This window comes from Variovorax sp. dw_308, from assembly GCF_019207085.1.
GTDB lineage: Bacteria > Pseudomonadota > Gammaproteobacteria > Burkholderiales > Burkholderiaceae_C > Variovorax.
Genome location: NZ_JAATOM010000022.1, coordinates 1 through 25,127, shown reverse-complemented (window position 1 = coordinate 25,127; position 25,127 = coordinate 1). Strand labels below are relative to the sequence as shown.

Genomic DNA, 25,127 nt, shown 5'->3' with positions numbered 1-25,127 from the left:
TTGGATACCGCCTGAATCGGGCGGGGTGCAGGTTTCGGGGTGCTTGCTGAAGTGCCCCCTGATGCGGGAGTAGTTCAATGGTAGAACCCCAGCCTTCCAAGCTGATGACGCGGGTTCGATTCCCGTCTCCCGCTCCAGTCGGTCTGTTTTGATTGTTGGAAAGCGTTCGTTAGTTTGCCCTTTTGGCTCAGTGGTAGAGCACTCCCTTGGTAAGGGAGAGGTCGCGGGTCCGATTCCCGCAAAGGGCACCAGGTTTCAAGGGGTGGCGCAGCATCCGCCCCCGGGTTGTGTTGAGGATGTCGATGGCCGGCCACTTGCCGTCATGACATCGCGGCCCCATGTCAGTGTGCTGATTCAGTAATTTCTTCGGAGCGAAAAAATGGCAAAAGGCAAGTTCACCCGCACCAAGCCGCACGTCAACGTCGGCACGATCGGTCACGTCGACCACGGCAAGACCACGCTGACCGCTGCGATCGCAACGGTGCTGTCGGCCAAGTTCGGCGGCGAAGCCAAGGCGTATGACCAGATCGACGCAGCGCCCGAAGAAAAGGCCCGCGGCATCACGATCAACACCGCGCACGTCGAATACGAAACGGCCAACCGCCACTACGCCCACGTCGACTGCCCCGGCCACGCCGACTATGTGAAGAACATGATCACCGGCGCCGCCCAGATGGACGGCGCGATCCTGGTGTGCTCGGCCGCTGACGGCCCGATGCCGCAGACCCGCGAACACATCCTGCTGGCTCGCCAGGTGGGTGTGGGCTACATCATCGTGTTCCTGAACAAGTGCGACATGGTTGACGACGCCGAACTGCTTGAGCTCGTCGAAATGGAAGTCCGCGAACTGCTGGACAAGTACGAATTCCCGGGTGATGACACCCCGATCATCCACGGCTCGGCCAAGCTGGCGCTCGAAGGCGACAAGGGCAAGCTGGGTGAAGAAGCCATCATGAAGCTGGCCGACGCACTCGACACGTACATCCCGACGCCCGAACGCGCCGTGGACGGCACCTTCCTGATGCCCGTCGAAGACGTGTTCTCGATCTCGGGTCGCGGCACGGTCGTGACCGGCGCCGTCGAACGTGGCGTGATCAAGGTCGGTGAAGAAATCGAAATCGTGGGCATCCGCCCGACGGTCAAGACCACCTGCACCGGCGTGGAAATGTTCCGCAAGCTGCTGGACCAGGGCCAGGCTGGCGACAACGTCGGCGTGCTGCTGCGCGGCACCAAGCGCGAAGAAGTCGAACGTGGCCAAGTCCTGTGCAAGCCGGGCTCGATCAAGCCGCACACGCACTTCACCGCCGAGGTGTATGTGCTGTCGAAGGACGAAGGCGGCCGTCACACGCCGTTCTTCAACAACTATCGCCCGCAGTTCTACTTCCGCACGACGGACGTGACCGGCGCGATCGAGCTGCCGAAGGACAAGGAAATGGTCATGCCTGGCGACAACGTCAGCATCACCGTGAAGCTGATCAACCCGATCGCGATGGAAGAAGGCCTGCGCTTCGCCATCCGTGAAGGCGGCCGTACCGTGGGTTCGGGCGTCGTGGCCAAGATTCTGGACGTCTAAGAAAGCAACGTAGGGGTATAGCTCAATTGGCAGAGCGTCGGTCTCCAAAACCGAAGGTTGTAGGTTCGATTCCTACTGCCCCTGCCACCTGAAAGTGGCGCCCTAACCAGGCAAAAAGCCCGTCGCAACCACGACGGGCTTCGGCGTTAACAGATGCCGCATTGAATTGAAGGCCGACAGGCCAGGAAACACCGCCCAAAGATGGCTACTACTCAAATTGAAACCGTGAGCACCGGCGCCGACAAAGCCAAGTTGGCTGCGGCCGTGGTGTTGGCGGTGGGCGCCATTGTTGCGTTCTACATGCTCTCGAAGCAAGGCGGCGTGGTGCAGTGGATCGCCTTGCTGGTGGGCCTGGCCGCCGCCGTCGGCGTCTTTGCGAGTTCCGAGAACGGCAAGCAGCTGATCGCCTTTGGCCGCGACTCCTGGCGCGAGGTCAAGAAGGTTGTCTGGCCGACCCGCAAGGAGGCCATCCAGATGACCGCCTACGTGTTCGGGTTCGTGGTGATCATGTCCATCTTCCTTTGGCTCACCGACAAGACCCTCGAATGGGTGTTTTTTGACCTCATTCTGGGTTGGAGAAAGTAATGACCGAAGAAGTTGAAGTTACGTCGGAAGCGACGTCTGCCCTGCCGCCCTCGGCCAATCCGGACCTGCGCTGGTATGTCGTCCACGCCTATTCGGGCATGGAAAAGGCTGTGGAGCGCAACATTCTCGAGCGCATCAACCGCGCGGGCATGCAGGCCAAGTTCGGCCGCATCCTGGTGCCGACCGAAGAAGTGGTCGAGATCAAGAACGGCCAGAAGCGCACCACCGAGCGCCGCTTCTTCCCGGGCTACGTGCTGGTCGAAATGATCATGGACGACGAGAGTTGGCACCTGGTGAAGCACACCAACAAGGTGACGGGCTTCGTCGGCGGCGCCAAGAACCGTCCGGCCCCGATCTCGCAGAAGGAAGTCGAGGACATCGTCAACCAGATGCAGCAGGGCACCGAGAAGCCGCGCCACAAGGTCGAGTTCGTCGTGGGCGAATTCGTGCGCGTCAAGGAAGGCCCGTTCACCGACTTCAACGGCACGATCGAAGACGTCAACTACGAGAAGAACAAGGTGCGCGTGTCCGTGATGATTTTCGGACGCGCCACGCCGGTCGAGCTTGGCTTCGCCGAGGTCGAAAAGACTTAAGGGAACCAAAGCCCGCGTCGCGGGTCTTTGTATTTCCGTGTTTCCTTGCAAACCGACTCGGCAAGGAACGTAGCAGCAAGAGTCGTCAACCCCGGGGAGCTGTTGCCCAGTGCACAGCGTTACTACCCGCAAGGAGCAAGTCATGGCGAAAAAAATCGTCGGCTTCATCAAGCTGCAAGTGCCAGCTGGTAAGGCCAATCCCTCACCGCCGATCGGTCCCGCACTGGGCCAACGCGGTCTGAACATCATGGAGTTCTGCAAGGCGTTCAACGCGCAAACGCAGAGCTACGAGCCGGGTCTGGCGCTGCCGGTGGTCATCACCGCGTTCGCCGACAAGAGCTTCACCTTCATCATCAAGTCGCCGCCGGCCGGCGTCCTGATCAAGAAGGCCATCAAGCTGGACAAGGGCTCGGCCCGTCCGCACACCGACAAGGTCGGCAAGATCACGCGCGCACAGCTCGAAGAGATCGCCACCACCAAGATGAAGGATCTGACCGCGGCCGACATGGACGCAGCAGTTCGCACCATCGCCGGAACGGCCCGCTCGATGGGCGTGAATGTGGAGGGCGTGTAAATGTCCAAGGTTACGAAGAAGCAAAAAGCACAGGCCGGCAAGGTCGACAGCAACAAGCTGTACCCGTTGACCGACGCCATCGGCATCGTCAAGGAAGCTGCAACCGCCAAGTTCGATGAATCCATCGACGTGGCCGTGCAACTCGGCATCGACGCGAAGAAGTCGGACCAAGTGGTGCGTGGCGCTGTCGTGATGCCCAACGGCACCGGCAAGACCAAGCGCGTGGCTGTGTTCGCCCAGGGCGCCAAGGCTGAAGAAGCCAAGGCCGCCGGCGCTGACATCGTCGGCATGGACGACCTGGCTGCCATGGTCAAGGCTGGTGACATGCCTTTCGACGTGGTCATCGCCGCGCCGGACGCCATGCGCGTCGTCGGTACGCTCGGCCAGATCCTCGGCCCGCGCGGCTTGATGCCCAACCCGAAGGTTGGCACCGTGACCCCGGACGTTGCCACCGCCGTCAAGAACGCCAAGGCTGGCCAGGTCCAGTTCCGCGTTGACAAGGCCGGCATCATCCACGGCACGATCGGCCGTCGCTCGTTCGACACCGACAAGCTGCAAGGCAACCTGGCTGCGCTGATCGAAGCGCTGGTCAAGGCCAAGCCGGCATCGAGCAAGGGTGTTTACCTGCGCAAGGTGGCTGTGTCGTCGACGATGGGCGTGGGTGTCCGCGTGGACACGCAGACCATCTCGGGCTGAGCTGAGAAGTATTTGTCCCGCCGGTGAAACGGTGGGGCGATGTGGTGGGTCGCAGCAACTCTCAAAAGTCGCTGCGAGCCATCCAAGACCGCTGGTGAGCAGGGCAGCCCGTTCTTAATTGCCTCCTCCGCGCAGGAGGCGATCAGCGCAGATGGCGATCCCGCCGCAAAGGATTTTGTTTCCTGAACGGTTGGTCGCTGCATGTAGCGCAATCCAAGGCCCCGGCCGAGGGTTGCATTAAAAGGAGTAGACCTTGAGTCTGAATCGCAGTGAGAAAGAAGCGGTCATCAGTGATGTGACCAGCCTCGCCGCAAAAGCTCAAACGCTCGTGATGGCGGAATACCGTGGCATCACGGTGGCCGATATGACCAAACTGCGCGCCGAAGCACGCAGCAAGGGTGTGACCCTCAACGTGTTGAAGAACACGTTGGCACGCCGTGCTGTTGCTGGTAGCCCGTTTGAGATCGTCGGCGACCAGATGACCGGTCCGTTGATCTATGGCTTCTCCGAAGACGCTGTGGCTGCCGCGAAAGTGGTGGCCGATTTCGCGAAGACCAACGCCAAGTTGGTCATCCGCGGTGGCGCATTCGGTGGCAAGGCCCTGGACGTCGAAGGCGTGAAGCAACTGGCCAACATCCCTTCCAAGGAAGTGTTGCTGGCGCAATTGCTGGGCTTGATGCAATCCCCCATTTCCCGCACCGCCCGCGTCCTCGCGGCACTCGCGGAAAAGCGTGGTGGTGGCGAAGCACCTGCAGAAGAAGCGGCTCCGGCCGAAGCACAAGCCGCTTGAAGCGCTTGTGTTTGAAACATTCAACCCAATTGTTAGGAAACAAAAATGGCATTCGATAAAGACGCATTTCTGACCGCGCTCGACGCAATGACGGTCCTGGAACTCAACGACCTGGTCAAGGCCATCGAAGAGAAGTTCGGCGTGAGCGCCGCTGCAATGTCGGCTCCCGCCGCTGGTGGTGGCGCCGCCGCCGCTGTCGTCGAAGAGAAGACCGAGTTCAACGTCATGCTGATGGAAGCTGGCGCGAACAAGGTTTCGGCGATCAAGGCAGTTCGCGAAATCACCGGCCTGGGCCTCAAGGAAGCCAAGGACCTGGTCGAAGCCGCTCCCAAGGCTGTCAAGGAAGGCCTGTCGAAGGCTGACGCTGAAGCCGCCAAGAAGAAGCTGGAAGATGCCGGCGCCAAGGTGGAACTGAAGTAATTCGGTCCCTTCAAGGGCTGGAGGCGCCTGAAAAGGCCCTCCAGCCTTTCGCGCTTTCAGAGCGCACCCCCGCCAGAGCCTTCGGCGCTGGCGGAGTGTTTAGAGAAACACCGGAAAAAGGACTTTTCCAAGTCTTTTTTCCAGTGTTTTCTGACCCCGACTGCAGAAGACCCCTTGGTTCGGGTGATGTGCAATGCATCACCGTCCGCCAACGGCTGGTAGTGGCCAGCCGCCAAGGAGTGGTGCATTTTGCACCCGAACCAAGTCGCTGAAGATCTCAAGCTCCGGAGCTCTCATGGCCTACTCATACACAGAACGCAAGCGCATCCGAAAAAGTTTCGGCAACCGCGACAGCGTCGTTGAAATCCCGTACCTGCTGCAGATGCAGAAAGATGCGTACACCGCGTTCCTGCAAGCCGGCATCGCCCCGCAAAAACGCACCGTCGAAGGCTTGCAAGCCGCGTTCGACGCGGCCTTCCCGATCGTCTCGCACAACGGTTTCGTCGAGATGAAGTTTCTCGAGTACAACCTCGCGAAACCCGCCTTCGACGTGCGCGAGTGCCAGACCCGTGGCCTCACTTTTGCCTCGGCAGTGCGCGCCAAGGTGCAACTCATCATCTATGACCGCGAGTCCTCGACCTCGCAATCCAAGGTGGTCAAGGAAGTGAAGGAACAAGAGGTCTACATGGGCGAAGTGCCCCTGATGACCGAGAAGGGTTCCTTCATCATCAACGGCACGGAACGCGTGATCGTGTCGCAGCTGCACCGTTCGCCGGGCGTGTTCTTCGAGCACGACAAGGGCAAGACCCACTCCAGCGGCAAGCTGCTGTTCTCGGCCCGCGTGATTCCCTACCGCGGCTCGTGGCTCGACTTCGAGTTCGACCCGAAGGACATGCTGTACTTCCGCGTCGACCGTCGCCGCAAGATGCCCGTGACGATCCTGCTGAAGGCCATCGGCCTGAACCCGGAATCGATCCTCGCGAACTTCTTCGTGAACGACAACTTCCGCCTGATGGACAGCGGCGCCCAGATGGAATTCGTCGCCGAGCGCCTGCGCGGCGAAGTGGCGCGCTTCGACATCACCGACAAGGCCGGCAAGGTCGTGGTCGCCAAGGACAAGCGCGTCACCGCACGCCACACGCGTGAGCTCGAGCAGTCGGAAACCACGCACATCAGCGTGCCGGAAGACTTCCTGGTTGGCCGCGTCATCGCCCGCAACATCGTCGACGCCGACTCGGGTGAAATCCTGTCGAAGGCCAACGACGAACTGACCGAAGCGCTGCTGAAGAAGCTGCGCACGGCCGGCGTGCAAGACATCCAGGTGATCTACACCAACGAACTCGACCAGGGCGCGTACATTTCGCAGACCCTGCGCATCGACGAAACCGTCGACGAGTTCGCTGCACGTGTCGCGATCTACCGCATGATGCGCCCCGGCGAGCCGCCGACGGAAGACGCGGTGCAGGCCCTGTTCCAGCGCCTGTTCTACAACCCGGACACGTACGACCTGTCGCGCGTCGGCCGCATGAAGTTCAATGCCAAGGTCGGCCGCGACGAGTCGACCGGCCCGATGGTGCTGACCAACGAAGACATCCTGGCCGTGGTCAAGATCCTCGTGGACCTGCGCAACGGCAACGGCGAAGTGGACGACATCGACCACCTCGGCAATCGCCGCGTGCGTTGCGTCGGTGAACTGGCCGAAAACCAGTACCGCACCGGCCTGGCCCGCATCGAGAAGGCCGTGAAGGAACGTCTGGGCCAGGCGGAGCAAGAGCCGCTGATGCCGCACGACCTGATCAACAGCAAGCCGATCTCGGCCGCGCTGAAGGAATTCTTCGGCGCCTCGCAGCTGTCGCAGTTCATGGACCAGACCAACCCGCTGTCCGAGATCACGCACAAGCGTCGTGTCTCGGCCCTTGGCCCGGGCGGCCTGACCCGCGAACGCGCCGGCTTCGAAGTGCGTGACGTGCACGTGACCCACTACGGCCGCGTCTGCCCGATCGAAACGCCTGAAGGCCCGAACATCGGCCTGATCAACTCGCTGGCCCTGTATGCCCGCCTGAACGAATACGGCTTCATCGAGACGCCGTACCGTCGCGTGGTCGACAGCAAGGTCACGATGGACATCGACTACCTGTCGGCCATCGAAGAAGGCAAGTACGTCATTGCCCAGGCCAATGCGGTGCTGGACAAGGACGGCACGCTGACCGGCGACCTGGTCTCCGCGCGTGAAGCCGGCGAATCGATCTTGGTGGGCGCCGAGCGTATCCAGTACATGGATGTGTCGCCCGCGCAGATCGTGTCGGTGGCCGCCTCGCTCGTGCCGTTCCTGGAGCACGACGACGCGAACCGCGCGTTGATGGGCGCCAACATGCAGCGCCAGGCCGTGCCTGTGCTGCGTCCTGAAAAGCCGATGGTCGGTACCGGCATCGAGCGCGTCTCCGCGGTCGACTCGGGCACCGTGGTGACAGCCACCCGTGGCGGTATCGTCGATTACGTCGACGCGACCCGCATCGTGGTGCGCGTGAACGATGCCGAAGCGCAAGCCGGCGAAGTCGGCGTGGACATCTACAACCTGATCAAATATCAGCGTTCGAACCAGAACACCAACATCCACCAGCGTCCGATCGTCAAGCGCGGCGACAAGATCGCCAAGGGCGACGTGGTGGCCGACGGCGCATCGACCGACCTGGGCGAGCTCGCCCTGGGCCAGAACATGCTCATCGGCTTCATGCCGTGGAATGGCTACAACTTCGAAGACTCGATCCTGATCAGCGAACGCGTCGTGGCCGAAGACCGCTACACCTCGATCCACATCGAGGAACTGGTGGTCATGGCACGCGACACCAAGCTGGGCGCCGAGGAAATCACCCGCGACATCCCGAACCTGGCCGAGCAGCAGCTCAACCGCCTGGACGAGTCCGGCATCATCTACGTCGGCGCCGAAGTGCAACCGGGCGACACGCTGGTGGGCAAGGTCACGCCGAAGGGCGAGACCACGCTGACGCCGGAAGAGAAGCTGCTGCGCGCGATCTTCGGCGAGAAGGCTTCCGACGTGAAGGACACCTCGCTGCGTGTGGATCAGGGCTCGCAAGGCACCGTGATCGACGTGCAGGTGTTCACCCGCGAAGGCATCACGCGTGACAAGCGCGCCCAGCAGATCATCGACGACGAACTCAAGCGCTTCCGCCTTGACCTGAACGACCAGCTTCGCATCGTCGAAGCCGACGCGTTCGACCGTATCGCCAAGCTGCTCAATGGCCGTGCTGCCAATGGCGGCCCGAACAAGCTGGCCAAGGGCACGAAGATCGACAAGGCCTATCTCGACTCGGTCGAGAAGTTCCACTGGTTCGACATCCGCCCGGCGGAAGACGAAGTCGCTTCGCAACTCGAGTCGATCAAGAACTCGCTGGAGCAGACGCGCCACAGCTTCGACCTGTCGTTCGAAGAAAAGCGCAAGAAGCTCACGCAGGGCGACGAGCTGCCCGCGGGCGTGCTCAAGATGGTCAAGGTCTACCTGGCCGTCAAGCGCCGCCTGCAACCCGGCGACAAGATGGCCGGCCGTCACGGCAACAAGGGTGTGGTGTCGAAGATCGTTCCGGTCGAAGACATGCCCCACATGGCCGACGGCACGCCGTGCGACATCTGCCTGAACCCGCTGGGCGTGCCTTCGCGGATGAACGTGGGCCAGGTGCTGGAAGTGCACTTGGGCTGGGCCGGCAAGGGCATCGGCCAGCGCATCGGCGACCTGCTGCAGCAAGAAGCCAAGGTGGCCGAGCTGCGCAAGTTCATGGAACAGCTCTACAACGGCTCGGGCCGCAAGGAAGACCTGAGCCAGCTGAGCGATGGCGACGTGCTCGAGATGGCGCAGAACCTGCAAAACGGCGCGACCTTCGCGACCCCGGTGTTCGACGGTGCCTCGGAAGAGGAAATCCGCGGCATGCTGAAGCTCGCCTTTCCGGACGACATCGCCAAGCTCAAGGGCCTGACCGATACGCGCACGCAGGCGTACCTGTACGACGGCCGCACCGGCGAGCAGTTCGAGCGTCCGGTCACCGTCGGCTACATGCACTTCCTGAAGCTGCATCACCTGGTCGACGACAAGATGCACGCCCGTTCCACCGGCCCGTACTCGCTGGTCACGCAGCAACCGCTGGGCGGCAAGGCCCAGTTCGGTGGCCAGCGTTTCGGTGAAATGGAAGTGTGGGCGCTGGAAGCCTACGGCGCCGCCTACGTGCTGCAGGAAATGCTGACGGTGAAGTCCGACGACGTGGTCGGCCGCACCAAGGTCTACGAGTCGATCGTCAAGGGCGAACACTCCATCGAAGCCGGCATGCCGGAATCGTTCAATGTGCTGGTCAAGGAAATCCGTTCCCTGGGCCTGGACATCGAACTCGAACGCTCATAAGCAGACAAGGAAAGAGTCACATGAAGTCATTACTCGACCTGTTCAAGCAATTCACGCCGGATGAGCATTTCGATGCCATCAAGATCGGCATGGCTTCGCCCGAGAAGATCCGTTCGTGGTCTTTCGGCGAAGTGAAGAAGCCCGAGACGATCAACTACCGCACCTTCAAGCCGGAGCGTGATGGCCTGTTCTGCGCCAAGATCTTCGGGCCCATCAAGGACTACGAATGCCTGTGCGGCAAGTACAAGCGCCTCAAGCACCGCGGCGTCATCTGCGAGAAGTGCGGCGTTGAAGTCACGCAGACCAAGGTTCGCCGCGAGCGCATGGGTCACATCGACCTGGCCGCACCGTGCGCGCACATCTGGTTCCTGAAGTCGTTGCCGTCGCGCCTGGGCCTGGTGCTCGACATGACGCTGCGCGACATCGAACGCGTGCTGTACTTCGAAGCCTACGTGATCACCGACCCCGGCATGACCCCGCTGAAGAAGCGCGACATCATGTCCGAGGACGACTACGACGCGAAGCGCAAGGAATACGGCGATGAGTTCGTCGCCAAGATGGGCGCCGAAGGCATCAAGGACCTGCTCGAAGGCATCGAACTCGACAGCGAGATCGAACGCCTGCGCGGCGACCTGACCGGATCCGAAGTCAAGGTCAAGAAGAACTCCAAGCGCCTGAAGGTGCTGGAAGCCTTCCGCAAGTCGGGCATCAAGCCCAACTGGATGGTGCTGGAAGTCCTGCCCGTGCTGCCGCCGGACCTGCGTCCGCTGGTGCCGCTGGACGGTGGCCGCTTCGCGACCTCCGACCTGAACGACCTCTATCGTCGCGTCATCAACCGCAACTCGCGCCTGCGCCGTCTGCTGGAGCTGAAGGCTCCGGAAATCATTGCGCGCAACGAAAAGCGGATGCTGCAGGAAGCCGTCGACTCGCTGCTCGACAACGGTCGCCGTGGCAAGGCCATGACGGGCGCCAACAAGCGTGCGCTCAAGTCGCTGGCCGACATGATCAAGGGCAAGAGCGGTCGTTTCCGCCAGAACTTGCTGGGCAAGCGCGTGGACTACTCGGGCCGTTCGGTCATCGTGGTGGGCCCGACGCTCAAGCTGCACCAGTGCGGCTTGCCGAAGCTGATGGCGCTTGAACTGTTCAAGCCCTTCATCTTCTCGCGCCTCGAAGCCATGGGCATCGCGACCACGATCAAGGCTGCCAAGAAGGAAGTCGAATCGGGTACGCCGGTGGTCTGGGACATCCTTGAGGAAGTCATCAAGGAACACCCGGTCATGCTGAACCGTGCGCCTACGCTGCACCGTCTGGGCATCCAGGCGTTCGAGCCGATCCTGATCGAAGGCAAGGCCATCCAGCTGCACCCACTCGTCTGCGCGGCATTCAACGCCGACTTCGACGGTGACCAGATGGCTGTCCACGTGCCGCTGTCGGTGGAAGCGCAGATGGAAGCCCGCACGCTGATGCTGGCCTCCAACAACGTGCTGTTCCCGGCTTCGGGCGAACCGTCGATCGTTCCGTCGCAAGACGTGGTGCTGGGCCTGTACTACACGACCCGCGACCGCATCAATGCCAAGGGCGAAGGCCTGATCTTCTCCGACATCGGCGAAGTCCAGCGCGCGCTCGACGCCAACGTGGTCGAGCTGACCGCCAAGGTCGCCGTGCGCATCACCGAGTATTCGAAGGACAAGGAAACCGGCGTGTTCACCGCGTCGACCTCGCTCGTCGATACGACCGTGGGCCGCGCGCTGCTGTCCGAGATCCTGCCGAAGGGCCTGCCGTTCTCGAACATCAACAAGGCGCTGAAGAAGAAGGAAATCTCCAAGCTCATCAACGTCTCGTTCCGCAAGTGCGGCCTGAAAGAGACCGTCGTGTTCGCCGACAAGCTGCTGCAGAACGGCTTCCGCCTCGCGACCAAGGCCGGTATCTCGATCGCCATCGACGACATGCTGGTGCCCGCCGAAAAGCACGGCATCATCGAGCGCTCCGCCAAGGAAGTGAAGGAGATCGAACAGCAGTACGTGTCCGGTCTGGTCACCTCCGGCGAACGCTACAACAAGGTGGTGGACATCTGGGGCAAGGCCGGCGACGAAGTGTCGAAGGTCATGATGGCCAAGCTGTCGAAGCAGCGCGTCATCGACCGCCACGGCAAGGAAGTCGAGCAGGAATCGTTCAACTCGATCTACATGATGGCCGACTCGGGCGCTCGCGGTTCCGCCGCGCAGATCCGCCAGGTCGCCGGCATGCGGGGCCTGATGGCCAAGCCTGACGGCTCCATCATCGAGACGCCAATCACCGCGAACTTCCGCGAAGGCCTGAACGTGCTGGAGTACTTCATCTCCACCCACGGTGCCCGTAAGGGTCTGGCCGACACGGCACTGAAGACGGCGAACTCGGGTTACCTGACCCGTCGCCTGGTCGACGTGACGCAAGACCTGGTCGTGACCGAGCAGGATTGCGGCACACACGGCGGCTACCTGATGCGCGCGATCGTCGAAGGCGGTGAAGTGATCGAGTCGCTGCGCGACCGTATCCTCGGCCGCTCGGCTGCGGAAGACGTGCTGCATCCGGAAAACCGTTCGGTGCTGCTGAACGCCGGCCAGATGTTCGACGAAGACAACATCGAAGAGCTCGAAGCGCAAGGCGTCGACGAAGTCAAGGTCCGCACCGCGCTGACCTGCGACACGCGCTTCGGCATCTGCGCCACCTGCTACGGCCGTGACCTGGGTCGCGGCGGCCTGATCAACATCGGCGAAGCCGTCGGTGTGATCGCCGCGCAGTCGATCGGCGAACCCGGCACGCAGCTGACGATGCGGACCTTCCACATCGGTGGCGCCGCTTCGCGCGCAGCCATCGCCTCGAGCGTGGAAGCCAAGTCGAACGGTTCGATCGGCTTCAACGCCACGATGCGCTACGTGACCAATTCCAAGCAGGAGTTGGTGGTGATCTCGCGTTCCGGCGAAATCATCATCCACGACGAGCATGGCCGCGAGCGTGAACGCCACAAGGTGCCGTACGGCGCGACGCTGGCGGTGAAGGCCGACCAGACCATCAAGGCCGGCCACGTGCTTGCCAATTGGGACCCGCTGACCCGACCCATCATCACCGAGTTCGCCGGCAAGACCCACTTCGAGAACGTCGAAGAAGGCCTGACCGTCGCGAAGCAGGTCGATGAAGTGACGGGCCTGTCGACCCTGGTCGTGATCGACCCGAAGCGCCGCGGCGCTGCCAAGGTGGTTCGTCCGCAGGTGAAGCTCATCGACGCCTCCGGCGCCGAAGTGAAGATCCCCGGCACCGACCACTCGGTGACGATCGGCTTCCCGATCGGCTCGCTGGTGCAGATCCGCGACGGCCAGGACGTGGGCCCCGGCGAAGTGCTGGCCCGCATCCCGGTCGAAGGCCAGAAGACGCGCGACATCACCGGCGGTCTGCCGCGTGTGGCCGAGCTGTTCGAAGCCCGTTCGCCGAAGGACAAGGGCACGCTGGCCGAGATGACCGGTACCGTGTCGTTCGGCAAGGAAACGAAGGGCAAGGTCCGCCTGCAGATCACCGATCCGGAAGGCACGGTCCACGAGGAACTCGTCCTCAAGGAAAAGAACATCCTGGTGCACGAAGGCCAGGTGGTGAACAAGGGCGAAAGCGTCGTCGACGGTCCGGCCGATCCGCAGGACATCCTGCGCCTGCTGGGTTCGGAAGAACTGGCGCGCTACATCGTGGACGAAGTGCAGGACGTGTACCGCTTGCAAGGCGTGAAGATCAACGACAAGCACATCGAAGTGATCGTTCGCCAGATGCTGCGTCGCGTCGTGGTCGACAACATCGGCGACACGAACTACATCTCGGGCGAACAGGTCGAACGCAGCGAAATGCTCAACACCAACGACGCCCTGCGCGCCGCTGGCAAGATCCCCGCGACGTTCACCAACCTGCTGCTCGGTATCACCAAGGCCTCGCTGTCGACCGACTCGTTCATCTCCGCCGCATCGTTCCAGGAAACGACGCGCGTGCTGACCGAAGCCGCGATCATGGGCAAGCGCGACGAGCTGCGTGGCCTGAAGGAAAACGTGATCGTCGGCCGCCTGATCCCCGCAGGCACCGGCATGGCGTACCACCAGGCCCGCAAGGTGAAGGACCAGATGGACGAGGCCGAGCGCCGCGCCATCGCCGAGTCCGAAGCCGCGGAACTGGCCGGCGACAGTTCGTCCAGCACCGAGGAGGCCGCCACGGCCACCGCGGATGCCGGCGAAGGGACCGCTGCCGCCAGCGAGTAATCGCCCGCGCGACCCGGCCATGACCCCATGACCGGACCCAGACGCCCCCTTTTCGCTCGCGCGGATCGGGGGCGTTTTTCATGCTCCATGAACAAGCCATGAATCTATTGCCTGAAGGCTGGCCCTGGTGGATCGTCGGTGCGGTGGCGCTGTTCTGGTTCATCGGCGCGCACAACCGGCTGGTGCGGCTGCGCTCGAGCGCGTTGCAGGCCTACGGCGCGCTCGATGCCGCACTGATGCGCCAACTCGATTTCGTGCAGACCCATGTGATCCCGACCGAGCCGGGCGCCTTCGGACCGGGCGAACTGACCAGTGGGGCGTCGCTGCGTGCCGCGGCCCGTCAGTTCGGCAACATGCTGGGCGCTACGCGCAAGCAACCGCTCGATATGCAGGCCATGGCCGCGCTGGGGACCGCGCTGCACGCGTTGCTGTCCGCCTGGCAGCGGCAGCATGGCGATCCGGCGATGGTGTTCGAGGCCGACGGCACGCTCTCGCGGCCCGCTCCCCTGGGCAGCACCGGCGACGATCCTGCCGTCGCTTCGGTCGCCGTGCCGATCGCTTGGCCCGAAGCGTCGGCCGCACCGGAGATCGCGCGTGGCCAGTTCAACCAGGCGGTGCTGAACTACAACGCGGCCATCGCCCAGTTTCCGGCGATGCTGATGGCGTTCATCTTCGGCATGCGCCGCGCAATGCCGCTGATCTGAAAAGAAGCCGCAGGGAAGCGTTCGGCGGTGCTTCGGGTTGTTACCATCAACCGCTTGCGAGACCTCACCGCCCCCCCTTCCAGTTCGACACCGCCCCATCTGGGGCCTCCGCTGTGGCGCCAGTTGCAGTTGACTGCGCAGGCCATCGCGGCGATTCGCGCCGGGACCTCGGGCAGTGCCGCCTTCGAAGCGGTGGAGCCCGCGCTGCGGCCGGGCGTGCAGGCGCTCGGCTTCCAGGCGCTGCGCTGGCTGGGCCGTGCCGAGGCGCTGCGGCGCCAGCTTGCCAAGCGCACGCCGCCGCCCGGCGCCGATGCCTTGCTCTGCACCGCCCTGGCGTTGGGATGGGATGCCGCGCGTGCGCCCTATGAGCCTTTCACACTGGTCGACCAGGCGGTCGAGGCCGCCAAGCGCGACCCGGCGACGCGGGCGCAAGGCAGTTTCATCAACGCCTGCCTGCGCCGCTTCCTGCGCGAGCGCGACGACCTGGTCGCCGCGACCGATCACGAGCCTGTGGCGCAATGGAACCATCCGCGCTGGTGGATCGAACGGCTGCGGCGCGATCATCCGCGCGACTGGCAGCGCGTGCTGGAGACCAACAACCAGCAACCGCCGCTCACGCTGCGCGTGAACACGCGCAAGACCTCCCAGGGCCTCTACCTGCAGACGCTGTCGGCCGCAGGCATGGCGGCCACCCCGGTGGCGGCGAGCGGTGTCCAGCTCGCGCGGGCGCGCCCCGTCACGCAGTTGCCGGGCTTTGCCGAAGGCGAGTTCTCGGTGCAGGACAGCGCCGCGCAACTCGCCGCGCCCTTGCTGCTCGACGGGCTGCGTCCGGGCGAATCTCAAGTCGATGTGGCTTTGCCATCTCGACTTGATCCCCCTCGGGGGGCGGACCGGGCGAAGCCCGGGCCTGGGGGCTCGGTACCCCTGCGCGTGCTCGACGCCTGCGCCGCGCCCGGCGGCAAGACCGCCCATCTGCTGGAATATGCCGGCGACATGCCCATCGAGGTCACGGCGCTGGAGATCGACGCCGGCCGCAGCAAGCGTATCGGCGAGACATTGGCGCGCCTCGGCCTGAGTGCCAACGTGCTGGTGGCCGATGCCGTCCGCCCGGAGCAATGGTGGGACGGCCGGCTCTTCGACGCCATCCTGCTCGATGCGCCGTGCACCGCGTCGGGCATCGTGCGGCGCCATCCCGACGTGCGCTGGTTGCGGCGCGAAAGCGACATCGAGCAGTTGGCCCTCCAGCAAGCCATGCTGCTGGCGGCGCTGTGGCCGCTGGTGCGGCCCGGAGGGCGCCTTCTCTATTGCACCTGTTCGGTGTTCAGGCAGGAAGGCGCGCACCAGATCGAGGCGTTTCTTGCGCACAACACCCATGCCCGTTTGCGGCCTTCGCCCGGCCATTTGCTGCCCCAAAGCGGCGGCAACGTGCGCGGCGTCCCGGACAATGGACTGGGTGAACACGACGGTTTCTTCTACGCCTTGCTTGAAAAACCAGCCCGCTAGCCGGCGCGGCTGGCCGATCGCAGCCTGGATCGGCGCGTTGTGGCTGGTGTTCCTGGCGGCATGGCTGCCAACCCCGGCGGCGGCGGAGGCGGCCGAGGTCACGCAGATGAAGCTGGAACGCAGCGGGGATGCCGTGTATCTCACGGCTGCCGTGCAATTTGAACTGCCAACACTCGTGGAAGAGGTGCTCGACAAGGGCATTGCCGTCTATTTCGTCGCGGAGGCGGAGCTCTACCGCGAGCGCTGGTACTGGACGGATGCCCGCATCGCCCAGGTGGCACGCTACATGCGCTTGGCCTACCAGCCCCTCACACGCCGCTGGCGCCTCAACGTGTCACCCGTGCCCATCACCAACGCCGGCTTCGGCGCGACCCTGAACCAGAACTTCGACACGCTCTCCGATGCGCTGGATGCGGTCAAGCGCGTCGGCCGGATGCGCATGGGCGATTCCAGCGACATCTCCGACGACGCCGTGCATCCGGTCCAGTTCCGGTTCCGCCTCGACACCTCGCAACTGCCGCGGCCCTTCCAGATCGGCCTGGCCGGCCAGACCGACTGGAACATCGCAGCGGAACGCGCCGCCAAGCTGACAGTAGGGAAGCCGCCGTGACCCCCGGCCCGGGCCAGGCGCCGCACGGCGACCGCCGCAACCCGCCCCACACGCACCACACGCGCCGCACAAAGGCCGTACGTTGGGCGATGGGCGTTGGCGCCGCGGCGATCACCGCCATCGGGCTGGTGATGATGTTCCTGCTGGCGCAGGCCACCAACAACCGCGCGCTCTACGAACGCAACTACGCGCTGCTGTTCGGCATCAACGTCGTGGTCGCGATCTTCCTGTTGCTGGTGCTGGTCTGGGTCGCGTTCCGCCTCATCCAGCGCCTGCGGCTCGGCAAGTTCGGCAGCCGCCTGCTGATCAAGCTGGCGGCCATCTTCGCGCTGGTCGGCGTGGTGCCGGGGGCGCTGATCTACGTGGTGTCGTACAACTTCATGTCGCGCTCCATCGAGAGCTGGTTCGACGTCAAGGTCGAGGGCGCGCTGGACGCCGGCCTCAACCTGGGCCGCGCGACACTCGATTCGCTGACCGAGGACCTGTCCAGCAAGGCGCGTGCGGCCAGCGTGCAACTGGCCGAAGTGCCGGATACCAGCGCAGGCCTCGTGCTCGAGCGCATCCGCGACCAGCTCGGCGCGAGCGACGCGGTGCTCTGGACCGGCAGCGGCCAGCTCGTGGCCAGCGCGGGGACCTCGCGCTTCCAGCTCAATCCGGAGCGGCCGACCCCGCTGCAGTTCCGCCAGGCGCGCACCGAGCGCGGCGTGGCGCACATCGAGGGGCTGGACGAGGCATCCCCGCCGGGCCTGACGCCGCCGCCTGCGACCGTGCATGCGCTCAACATCGTGCAGCGGACAGGCTTCGAGTTCAGCACCGATCCGCGCTTCCTGCAGGTGACGCGCCCGATCCCGCCCGCCCTGGTGGCCAACGCGCTGGCGGTGCAGGAGGCCAATCGCGAATACCAGGAGCGCGCTTTGGCGCGTGGCGGGCTGCGGCGCATGTACATCGGCACGCTCACGCTGTGCCTGTTCCTCGCGGTGTTCGGCGCGGTGCTGCTGGCGGTGCTGTTCGGCAACCAGCTGGCCCGACCGCTGCTGGTGCTGGCCGATGGTGTGCGGCAGGTGGCCGGCGGCGACCTGCGGCCCACCACCGTGCTGCAGACCCGCGATGAATTGGGCGGGCTGACGCGCTCCTTCGCGGTCATGACCCAGCAACTGGCCGATGCGCGCGGCGCGGTCGAGAAGACCATGGGTGAACTCGATGCCGCGCGCGGCAACCTGCAGACCATCCTCGACAACCTCACCTCCGGCGTGATCGTGCTGGACGCGGCCGGCACGGTGCTGCAGACCAACCCCGGCGCCACGCGCGTGCTGCGGGCGCCTCTGGCGGCCTTCGAGGGCCAGCGACTGGTGGCGGTGCCGGGGCTCACGGATTTTGCGCAGGACGTGCAGCAGCAGTTCGACGACTTCCAGGTCGAGCACCTGCAGCATGGGCTCGACCACTGGCAGCATGCCTTCGAACTGCACCCGCCCGGCGGCGGCATGGCGCAGGACACCATCAACATCGTCGCCCGCGGCGCGCAGCTGCCGGGCAGCGCGCGGCTGCTGGTGTTCGACGACATCTCCGAGATCGTCTCGGCCCAGCGCGCGCAGGCCTGGGGCGAAGTGGCGCGGCGGCTCGCGCATGAGATCAAGAACCCGCTCACGCCGATCCAGCTTTCCGCCGAGCGCCTGCAGATGAAACTCAACGGCAAGGTCGAGCCGCCGGAGCAGGCGATCCTCAACAAGTCGGTGAAGACCATCGTCGACCAGGTCGATGCGATGAAGCGGCTGGTCAACGAATTCCGGGACTATGCGCGCCTGCCGGCGGCAGAGCTCAAGCCGGTCGACCTCAACGCGGTCGTGATCGACGTGCTGAGCCTCTACGAGACCGAGGCCGCAGCGGTGCCGGTGCACACCGAACTCGATGCGCGCTGCCCGCCGATACGCGGTGACGCGCAGCAGTTGAGGCAGGTCATCCACAACCTGCTGCAGAACGCGCAGGACGCCACCGAGACGGCCCAGGGCGGCAAGGGCAGTGGAGAAGTCATCGTTCGCACTCGCCTGGACGACGCGGGCAAACGCGTGCGACTGACGATGCAGGACAGCGGCCATGGCTTTGCGGAGAACATCCTCAAGCGCGCCTTCGAGCCCTACGTCACCACCAAGTCCAAGGGCACCGGACTGGGGCTTGCGGTGGTGAAGAAGATTGCCGACGAGCACGGTGCACGCGTCGAACTTTCCAATCGTGTCATCGATGGGGCTGTAGTGGGGGCGCAAGTCTCGCTATCATTCGCGCTGGCGGCAGATCTGCCAGCCACTCCCGCAACACCCGACGAACATTCGCCTACCACTGTCGCCTGAGCGCGCACACCGAAGCATTCATGGCAAACATTCTTGTCGTCGACGACGAGCTGGGTATCAGAGACCTGCTATTCGAGATCCTTAACGACGAAGGCCACAACGTCGAGCTGGCCGAAAACGCCGCGGAAGCGCGCGCGGCCAGGCAACGTGCGCGGCCGGACCTGGTCCTGCTGGACATATGGATGCCCGACACCGATGGCGTCACGCTCCTCAAGGAGTGGTCGACCGCTGGCTTGTTGAGCATGCCCGTCATCATGATGAGCGGGCACGCGACCATCGACACCGCGGTCGACGCCACGCGCATCGGCGCCTTCGCCTTCCTTGAGAAACCCATCACGTTGCAGAAGCTGCTGAAAGCGGTGGAGCAGGGCCTGGCCCGCGAGAGCGCCCGCCGCGCCGCCGCCAGCGTGGTGCCGACCACCAGCCACTTCGCCGCCGCGGTGACCACCACCGGCGACCACGGCCTGATGCCGCTGCCGACGGCGGCGCTGGTCGTCGAGGCCGGCCCGCGCGCCAACCAGACCTTCGACCTGGACCGGCCGCTGCGTGATGCACGCGATGGTTTCGAGAAGGCGTACTTCGAGTTCCACCTGGCAATGGAGAACGGCTCCATGACCCGCGTGGCCGAGAAAACCGGCCTGGAACGCACCCATCTTTATCGCAAACTCAAACAATTGGGCGTCGATCTTTCGAGAGGGCGCAGAAGCGCTGTATAATCGAAGGCTCCATACCAAGGCCCGGTAGCTCAGTTGGTAGAGCAGCGGATTGAAAATCCGCGTGTCGGTGGTTCGATTCCGCCCCAGGCCACCATTTTCCCGTCTAAGGTGGTCGATTACAGTCCATCTTACCCACAGAGCCCTAAGTGAATCAAGCACTTAGGGCTTTTTTGTGTCCAGCGCCGACCGCTGTGGATTAGCCCAAGCTAAGCCCCCGCAAGGGGTAATTTCGGGGTAACGGGCAGCAATGGGGGTATGAAGCACTCCGTTTACCCCCTTGGATTGGTGAACACGCCGAGCGCTCTCGCAGGCACTTAGCCAAACTTAACATCGGCCAGAGACCCCCCGAAAAGGGAGGCCTGGTCGATTAACGCGCCCGACTTCCCGGCCGAAGATCACGACGAGCGGGCCTCCGGTCACGCCTCACCGTTGTCCCTCATGTCGTGCTGCAACCCCTTCAACTGATCCGTCAGCATCGACACGAGTCCCAATGCGTAGGTCGGCCGATCAGCGCATTCGCCGACGATGTTGCTGATGAATCGGTCCGGCTTGTCCAGCGAGGCGGCGAAAATGATGCCTGTGATCTCGTCGCGGGCGGCGGCGGCGGCGAGGGTCATCAGCGACTGGACCAAGTCAGCGTTCGGCTTACTTTTGGCAGGAGGGACCAAGCGCAGGTGATGGACGTTCGAGCGTGCCCGAGAGGTGTCCTTGCGGGCCTTCATATCGTCCGCCCCGCCTGCGTGGCCTGCAGCTGCTCAAGCGTCATACCGTAGCCGCTTCGACAGGTCCGAGCTTCGCGTCGAGTTGGACCTTCGCCTCCTTCGTGTGCCCCGTCGATTTCCGGCTGAGCGTAATGACGAGCTGGGGGCAACCGCTCAATGACATCGTCGAGTTCTTTCTTGGCGTACTGCAGGAGGCGAACGACTGCCCAACATACCTGGTCGTCGTCGTCTTCCGCAACGGTCAACATCACCGCCAGCGCAACCCCGATGCGACAGCTCTCTGCCTCGACGGCGTTGCAGTCCTTCGCCTCGATCGCCTGGTCCAACCGTTTCCGGCATGCCTCCGTCAACTCTTGTGCCCCATACGCAACATCGCTGCACCACCCTGCCAAGGCCATTTCCATGACCGCACCTGCTTCCGAGAGCAACGCGCTTGGCAACCAAGCGTCTCCTATGTTCCCTGGACCTTGTGGGGCGGGCTGCGATGGATCGGTATCCGTCGATGGCGTTGGGGCGCTGTCTTCGACCTGCGTCCCATCGGCACCGAGTTCGCCGGCTTCAAACTCCGCCATGGGCAGGGTTGCGTACGCCTCGGGATAGCCGCCTTCGCCGGCGCCGAGCTTGGCCGACAAGACTGCGGCAAAGCCCTCCAGCAGTGCTGGCTCCTCGATCAGGCGCTCGAGCGACGAGCGCGCGAATCTGTTCTGCGCGCGGCCCTCGCGGTATCGCCGCAGTTCGGCCGCATCGTCTGTGTTCCAAAGCGCATGCCCTTCGCGCAGCATCGCGACGGCAAGGTCGCGGCCGCGCTCGAAGTCCCTGGCCTCCATGTCGATGAGCTGCGCAGCGGCGGCCACTCGAGCTGCCTTCCTGGGCTTGGCGGTGGCCGTGCTCATGATTGCCCCTCGATCAACTCGCCAAAGTTGTCAACCACGGCCTTGATGCGCCGCTCCCACCGGCGGCCATCGCCGTCAGTGCGTTCCTCATCGCCCGTCCAGTAGGCGTAGCCGCGGTGGCGGAAGAGACTGACCCGGCAATCACCAAAGTAGGCGGTGCACGAGGTCTCGGTGGCGCGGTAGTAGTCGCATGCCGCGGCCGGTGGCGACAGCAGGATGGTGCCATCTGCCGGCGCCACGGCATCGGCCGCCTCTTGCTGCAGGCGGTGCAGCAGTTCGGCGGCGGTGGCCGACATGGGCGCGAGAGTGACGGCAGCCCGCGCGACGGGAGTGGTGCCGGCCATCACGATTGCACCTCTTTCTTGGCGGCGGTGTCCCGCACGGCGGCCCAGATCAGGCTCCTCTCATTGAGGTCCCCCTCGTCGATGAAGTGGGCGCCGTGCTGCTCCGCAATGCAGTTCACGGTGTTCGACAAGTCGCCTGCCGTGTACTCGATCAGCTCGCAGAGCGCCTTGATGCGCAACCGCATGTTCCCGCTGTCGGGCTCGCGCAGCAGCATGCTGATTGAACGCGCCAGGGCGCCGATCGATTCGTTTGCACCCTGCACGAGCATGTCGACCTCGTTGAGGGCGCTTTTCAGTTCGGCATCCGGCCCGGCCGGCCTTGCTGCAGGGGATGATGGCGCGCTCGGAGGCGCGATAATTGACTTAGCCATGGTGTGCGTTTCCTTTGCTGGTTGCACGTTGTGGTAGACGGCTGCAGGACTCTCACCTCCTGCGGCCGTCGCCTTTTGTGGCCTGCATTCACCGCTGCAGGCCGATGCGGTTATTCCTTCGGCTCCTTCGCCTTGTCGATGCGGTCGCGAACCCATGGCGGACCGCCGAGACGGTTCAACTTGTCGCGCTGGTCGACAGTCATGCGGACATGCACCGCGACCGACTCCACCCCTTCCTTAAGAGGCTTTCGCCCTTGGCCTCGCCCTGCGCCGCCGCGGCCCGTTGGTTTCGTTTCCATGTTTGATATTGTGACTGTAAATCAAAAAGATGCAAGTCCTCTTGCTGGTATTTACCCGAGCCGGTCATGCTGCGCGTCGCCACTACCATCGCGAGCAACATAGAACGGAGACGAGGGATGAAGAACTTGCTCGCGGGGTCGTGCCTACTTGCGATGGCCGGAGCTCGTTGGTTCTTGTACTGTCGCGGGCGCCCTCTTGATGACTTGACGGCGCTACAGCAACTCGAGGCAACTGCAACGCTGTTTGACGGTCGCACGAGACGCATCGAACGGAAGCCGGGGCGCAAGTGGCTGCTTGAGGTGTTTTTCATAGACTTCGACGCGTTCACGGAATGCAAGAGTTACGCCTTCAATCTATGCAATGTGAAGGGACGCAGCAACTGCGGCCCCAATTGAACAATTCGCGTCTGCGCGCGACATTCACCCCTTCCTTGGCGGGGGAAGACTCGATATAGGCCGAGCGCCAGATGGTGGGTATCGGGGAGACGTGCCAAAGTCCGCGACCATTCGGAGGTCTACATGCCCGTCAAGACATTCATCTCTTTCCGCGGCGAGGACGAGTTCAAGGTGTGGACACTGCGAGGTCTTGCCGGATTCAGAAACATCCCGTTCGAGATGGATGACGTGTCGTTACGCAATTCAATCGACAGCACCGACGAGCAGTACATCAAGCGCGTGATTCGGCCGAAGATCCAGTCCTGCAAGGCCTGTCTCTGCTTGGTTGGCGAGAACACCCATCGAAGCCGCAAATGGGTGCCGTGGGAACTTGATATGGCGCAGGAAGTGGGCGCGCGAGTGATTGCGATGACGTTTAAGGACACAGGCCGCGCAATCACCCCAGCCGCACTAACGAGGATTGGTGTCGTGCCTCACGTCTGGGATTTGGACTGGCTGTACGACCAACTGAGCAGATAGCAATCTCCTTGGCCGCCACCACGCCATGATTGATCTAGCGCGTTGAGAAATTCGACGGCCGTACACGTGAATTACTTCATGATCTGATGCCGACGGAGCAAGCCTATCGCGCAGTAAGATCTGCATCGACACAATTCGTCACAATCTCAAAGGAAACGAAGAATGGATGCAGAAGATCTGATGTCGGTTCGTAAGCTCATCGAGTTCCCGGGCGGGTCGGTCGACAACCCAATCGTGGAAGCGATGCTTGGCTTGGGCGCCTTGGCTCTTTGCGGCGCGCTCGCATACTTCACGACGAAGGCAAAGAGTGTGGAGATAAACGCGGGGACATTCGGAGCCAGCGTGAAGTCGGACGGCTGAATCGATGACGGCCCTCTTCGGGTCCCGATCGGCGCTGGCGGCGTGCACCGTACTACTCGCATCATGCGCCACTACCGTCACCCCCATCTCGGAAGCGACGCCTGGCACAACCTTGGCGTCAGCGATGTCCAAGAGCGCGCCGGGAACTGTTCCGGTCACGTTCAAGCGGGACAGCGGGCTCATGGGCGGCGCGTGTTCGCAGCGGCTCTATGTCAATGGCTCGCCGATCGCGGATCTGCGCGCTGGGCAGTTCGTGGTGATCTACCTGCAGCCGGGCCAGCACATCGTCGGCGCCCGGCCGAACGGGGTCTGCGGCGGAGGCGATGCCGAAGCGGAGATCACTGTGCGCGAGGGGCAGGCGCGCTCGTACCGCATCAGCTCCGATCAGGGCGGCTCGCTGAAGATCCAGCCGACCGCGTTTTAGCCCGTAGCATCAGGGGGCAACAGAAAGCACCGATGGCACTCGTAAAAAAAACGACCTACTCCTTCACCGATCAAGCGCAACAAGCCCTGCGGAAAGACGGTCTCGGCGAGGTGAATTTGACGTTCAGCGGCGAGATGCCCGAATTGTTCCCGGGCGATTTCTTTACTATCGAGGCTCTGATGCCTCACCAATTTCGTGTCAGCAGCAGATTCTTCCATCTGGCAACGACGGAGCTATTGGAGGTTGAGATCTTCTTGGACCTCTATGAACACGAACAGCGCACGGAGCACGACTGAGCTGCAAGCTATCGCAGCCCGATTTAAAGCGCGATTTGCCTTGAGGGACGGGACTCGGTCAGCCGGCTAGGCCTAATGATTGAAGATCAGTCACCCCAAGCGGGCGGCGCGCCGGACAGCACGGCCAGCTTCAGCCGCGACTTGGTCCTTGGTGCGGCGGTCGATGTTTCCTTGGACGGGGATGGTGATGTGGATGCCACCTCCACCTCCGCCACCGAGCGCATGGTTCGGGATGATGGTGCCGGCCTGCTTCGGGACGAACAGTTCAGGCCCGCGCTCGCCGACGATGGAGACGCGGTTCAGCGGAGGCGATCCGCCATCGGCAAAGCCGGCCATCGTTCCCCACCCGCCGGTGAGCTTGATGAGGTTGTCGAGCGAGTCACCTGGCAGTGCGTTGGCAACCGAAGTCGCGGTGCCGTTCGACAGCCCGCCGAAGATCGAGCCGATTGCGCCGGCGAGGCCAGAGCCGCCGCCGCTTGACGAACCGAACGTCGACGAGTTGGCGGCAGCGCCCAAGCTGTCAACAGACCGGACGTAGAGAGGGTTCGATGCGCTGGCCCCGCGGCCGGCGAACGTCTCCTTCTTCGAGGTGCTGCCGAGCAGTCCAGCCAGCGCGCCGCCGTCGCCCAACAGATCGCCGCCGAACTTGGCCAGCGGCCCGGTGATGCCCTCCCTGACCGCATTGCGCGTCAGATCCGTGCCAATGTCCCCAAGCAGC

Annotated in this window: 22 protein-coding genes, 4 tRNA genes and 1 pseudogene; 22 read left to right on the top strand and 5 right to left on the bottom strand. The window is 63.6% G+C overall.

Going from position 1 to position 25,127, the window contains the following annotated elements:
* Positions 1 to 63: 63 nt before the first annotated feature.
* The 18 genes from HCU76_RS29065 to HCU76_RS28980 all read left to right on the top strand — a co-directional run bounded on the left by HCU76_RS29065 (position 64) and on the right by HCU76_RS28980 (position 19,879).
* Positions 64 to 137 (top strand) — tRNA-Gly (locus HCU76_RS29065).
* A gap of 39 nt (positions 138 to 176) precedes the next feature.
* Positions 177 to 251: transfer RNA gene (locus HCU76_RS29060), tRNA-Thr, on the top strand.
* Positions 252 to 379: 128 nt separating this feature from the next.
* On the top strand, positions 380 to 1,573 hold the full coding sequence (tuf, locus tag HCU76_RS29055) for an elongation factor Tu (RefSeq protein WP_218509802.1): 1,194 nt from the start codon (positions 380 to 382) through the stop codon (positions 1,571 to 1,573).
* A gap of 11 nt (positions 1,574 to 1,584) precedes the next feature.
* Positions 1,585 to 1,660: transfer RNA gene (locus HCU76_RS29050), tRNA-Trp, on the top strand.
* 114 nt (positions 1,661 to 1,774) lie between these two features.
* Positions 1,775 to 2,158: a preprotein translocase subunit SecE gene (secE, locus tag HCU76_RS29045; protein ID WP_218511238.1), complete on the top strand. Its 384-nt coding sequence runs from the start codon at positions 1,775 to 1,777 to the stop codon at positions 2,156 to 2,158.
* Complete coding sequence (nusG, locus tag HCU76_RS29040; protein WP_218511237.1) at positions 2,158 to 2,751, top strand: transcription termination/antitermination protein NusG; 594 nt, start codon at positions 2,158 to 2,160, stop codon at positions 2,749 to 2,751. The genes secE and nusG overlap by 1 nt, the downstream gene beginning before the upstream one ends.
* A 142-nt stretch (positions 2,752 to 2,893) precedes the next feature.
* Positions 2,894 to 3,325, top strand: coding sequence for a 50S ribosomal protein L11 (gene rplK / locus HCU76_RS29035; protein ID WP_213958619.1), 432 nt, complete (start codon positions 2,894 to 2,896; stop codon positions 3,323 to 3,325).
* Positions 3,326 to 4,021 (top strand): 50S ribosomal protein L1, encoded by a 696-nt coding sequence (rplA, locus tag HCU76_RS29030; RefSeq protein WP_218511236.1) that lies wholly within the window; start codon positions 3,326 to 3,328, stop codon positions 4,019 to 4,021.
* Between the two features lie 253 nt (positions 4,022 to 4,274).
* The gene (gene rplJ / locus HCU76_RS29025) at positions 4,275 to 4,811 is read left to right on the top strand and encodes a 50S ribosomal protein L10 (protein ID WP_213958617.1); all 537 of its coding nucleotides are present in this window, start codon (positions 4,275 to 4,277) and stop codon (positions 4,809 to 4,811) included.
* Between the two features lie 45 nt (positions 4,812 to 4,856).
* Entirely contained in the window at positions 4,857 to 5,231 is a 375-nt protein-coding gene (gene rplL / locus HCU76_RS29020) for a 50S ribosomal protein L7/L12 (protein WP_218511235.1), read from the top strand.
* 295 nt (positions 5,232 to 5,526) lie between these two features.
* Positions 5,527 to 9,639 (top strand): DNA-directed RNA polymerase subunit beta, encoded by a 4,113-nt coding sequence (gene rpoB, locus HCU76_RS29015; RefSeq protein WP_218511234.1) that lies wholly within the window; start codon positions 5,527 to 5,529, stop codon positions 9,637 to 9,639.
* A gap of 20 nt (positions 9,640 to 9,659) precedes the next feature.
* Positions 9,660 to 13,910: a DNA-directed RNA polymerase subunit beta' gene (gene rpoC, locus HCU76_RS29010; protein ID WP_218511233.1), complete on the top strand. Its 4,251-nt coding sequence runs from the start codon at positions 9,660 to 9,662 to the stop codon at positions 13,908 to 13,910.
* A gap of 98 nt (positions 13,911 to 14,008) precedes the next feature.
* Positions 14,009 to 14,614 (top strand): LemA family protein, encoded by a 606-nt coding sequence (locus HCU76_RS29005; RefSeq protein WP_218511232.1) that lies wholly within the window; start codon positions 14,009 to 14,011, stop codon positions 14,612 to 14,614.
* Between the two features lie 99 nt (positions 14,615 to 14,713).
* On the top strand, positions 14,714 to 16,117 hold the full coding sequence (rsmB, locus tag HCU76_RS29000) for a 16S rRNA (cytosine(967)-C(5))-methyltransferase RsmB (RefSeq protein ID WP_218511264.1): 1,404 nt from the start codon (positions 14,714 to 14,716) through the stop codon (positions 16,115 to 16,117).
* Positions 16,098 to 16,727 carry a DUF4390 domain-containing protein gene (locus tag HCU76_RS28995; RefSeq protein WP_371319915.1) on the top strand — a complete coding sequence of 210 codons (630 nt, stop codon included), beginning with the start codon at positions 16,098 to 16,100 and terminating at the stop codon, positions 16,725 to 16,727. Before rsmB ends, HCU76_RS28995 begins: the two co-directional genes overlap by 20 nt.
* An 89-nt stretch (positions 16,728 to 16,816) precedes the next feature.
* A complete protein-coding gene (locus HCU76_RS28990; RefSeq protein WP_218511263.1) occupies positions 16,817 to 19,069 on the top strand; it encodes an ATP-binding protein in 2,253 nt (750 codons plus the stop codon).
* 20 nt (positions 19,070 to 19,089) lie between these two features.
* Positions 19,090 to 19,785 carry a response regulator gene (locus HCU76_RS28985; protein WP_213958611.1) on the top strand — a complete coding sequence of 232 codons (696 nt, stop codon included), beginning with the start codon at positions 19,090 to 19,092 and terminating at the stop codon, positions 19,783 to 19,785.
* A gap of 18 nt (positions 19,786 to 19,803) precedes the next feature.
* Positions 19,804 to 19,879 (top strand) — tRNA-Phe (locus HCU76_RS28980).
* A gap of 322 nt (positions 19,880 to 20,201) precedes the next feature.
* On the opposite strand, the gene HCU76_RS28975 is transcribed toward HCU76_RS28980, so the two are convergent.
* The 4 genes from HCU76_RS28975 to HCU76_RS28960 all read right to left on the bottom strand — a co-directional run bounded on the left by HCU76_RS28975 (position 20,202) and on the right by HCU76_RS28960 (position 22,142).
* On the bottom strand, positions 20,202 to 20,402 hold the full coding sequence (locus HCU76_RS28975) for a hypothetical protein (RefSeq protein WP_218511230.1): 201 nt from the start codon (positions 20,400 to 20,402) through the stop codon (positions 20,202 to 20,204).
* Positions 20,403 to 20,503: 101 nt separating this feature from the next.
* Positions 20,504 to 21,400 (bottom strand): hypothetical protein, encoded by an 897-nt coding sequence (locus HCU76_RS28970; RefSeq protein ID WP_218511229.1) that lies wholly within the window; start codon positions 21,398 to 21,400, stop codon positions 20,504 to 20,506.
* A complete protein-coding gene (locus tag HCU76_RS28965; protein WP_218511228.1) occupies positions 21,397 to 21,747 on the bottom strand; it encodes a hypothetical protein in 351 nt (116 codons plus the stop codon). Before HCU76_RS28965 ends, HCU76_RS28970 begins: the two co-directional genes overlap by 4 nt.
* Positions 21,744 to 22,142, bottom strand: a complete 399-nt coding sequence (locus HCU76_RS28960; RefSeq protein WP_218511227.1) for a hypothetical protein — start codon at positions 22,140 to 22,142, stop codon at positions 21,744 to 21,746. Before HCU76_RS28960 ends, HCU76_RS28965 begins: the two co-directional genes overlap by 4 nt.
* A gap of 791 nt (positions 22,143 to 22,933) precedes the next feature.
* Here HCU76_RS28960 and HCU76_RS28955 point away from each other — a divergent pair.
* From HCU76_RS28955 to HCU76_RS28940, 4 genes are all read left to right on the top strand, one after another.
* A complete protein-coding gene (locus tag HCU76_RS28955; protein ID WP_218511226.1) occupies positions 22,934 to 23,329 on the top strand; it encodes a TIR domain-containing protein in 396 nt (131 codons plus the stop codon).
* A 162-nt stretch (positions 23,330 to 23,491) separates the two neighbouring features.
* Positions 23,492 to 23,689 (top strand): hypothetical protein, encoded by a 198-nt coding sequence (locus tag HCU76_RS28950; RefSeq protein ID WP_218511225.1) that lies wholly within the window; start codon positions 23,492 to 23,494, stop codon positions 23,687 to 23,689.
* Between the two features lie 124 nt (positions 23,690 to 23,813).
* On the top strand, positions 23,814 to 24,113 hold the full coding sequence (locus tag HCU76_RS28945; RefSeq protein WP_218511224.1) for a DUF2846 domain-containing protein: 300 nt from the start codon (positions 23,814 to 23,816) through the stop codon (positions 24,111 to 24,113).
* A gap of 32 nt (positions 24,114 to 24,145) precedes the next feature.
* Complete coding sequence (locus HCU76_RS28940) at positions 24,146 to 24,409, top strand: hypothetical protein (protein WP_218511223.1); 264 nt, start codon at positions 24,146 to 24,148, stop codon at positions 24,407 to 24,409.
* Between the two features lie 90 nt (positions 24,410 to 24,499).
* Here HCU76_RS28940 and HCU76_RS28935 read toward each other — a convergent pair.
* Positions 24,500 to 25,127 (bottom strand): annotated as a pseudogene (locus HCU76_RS28935) (hypothetical protein); the annotation flags it as partial.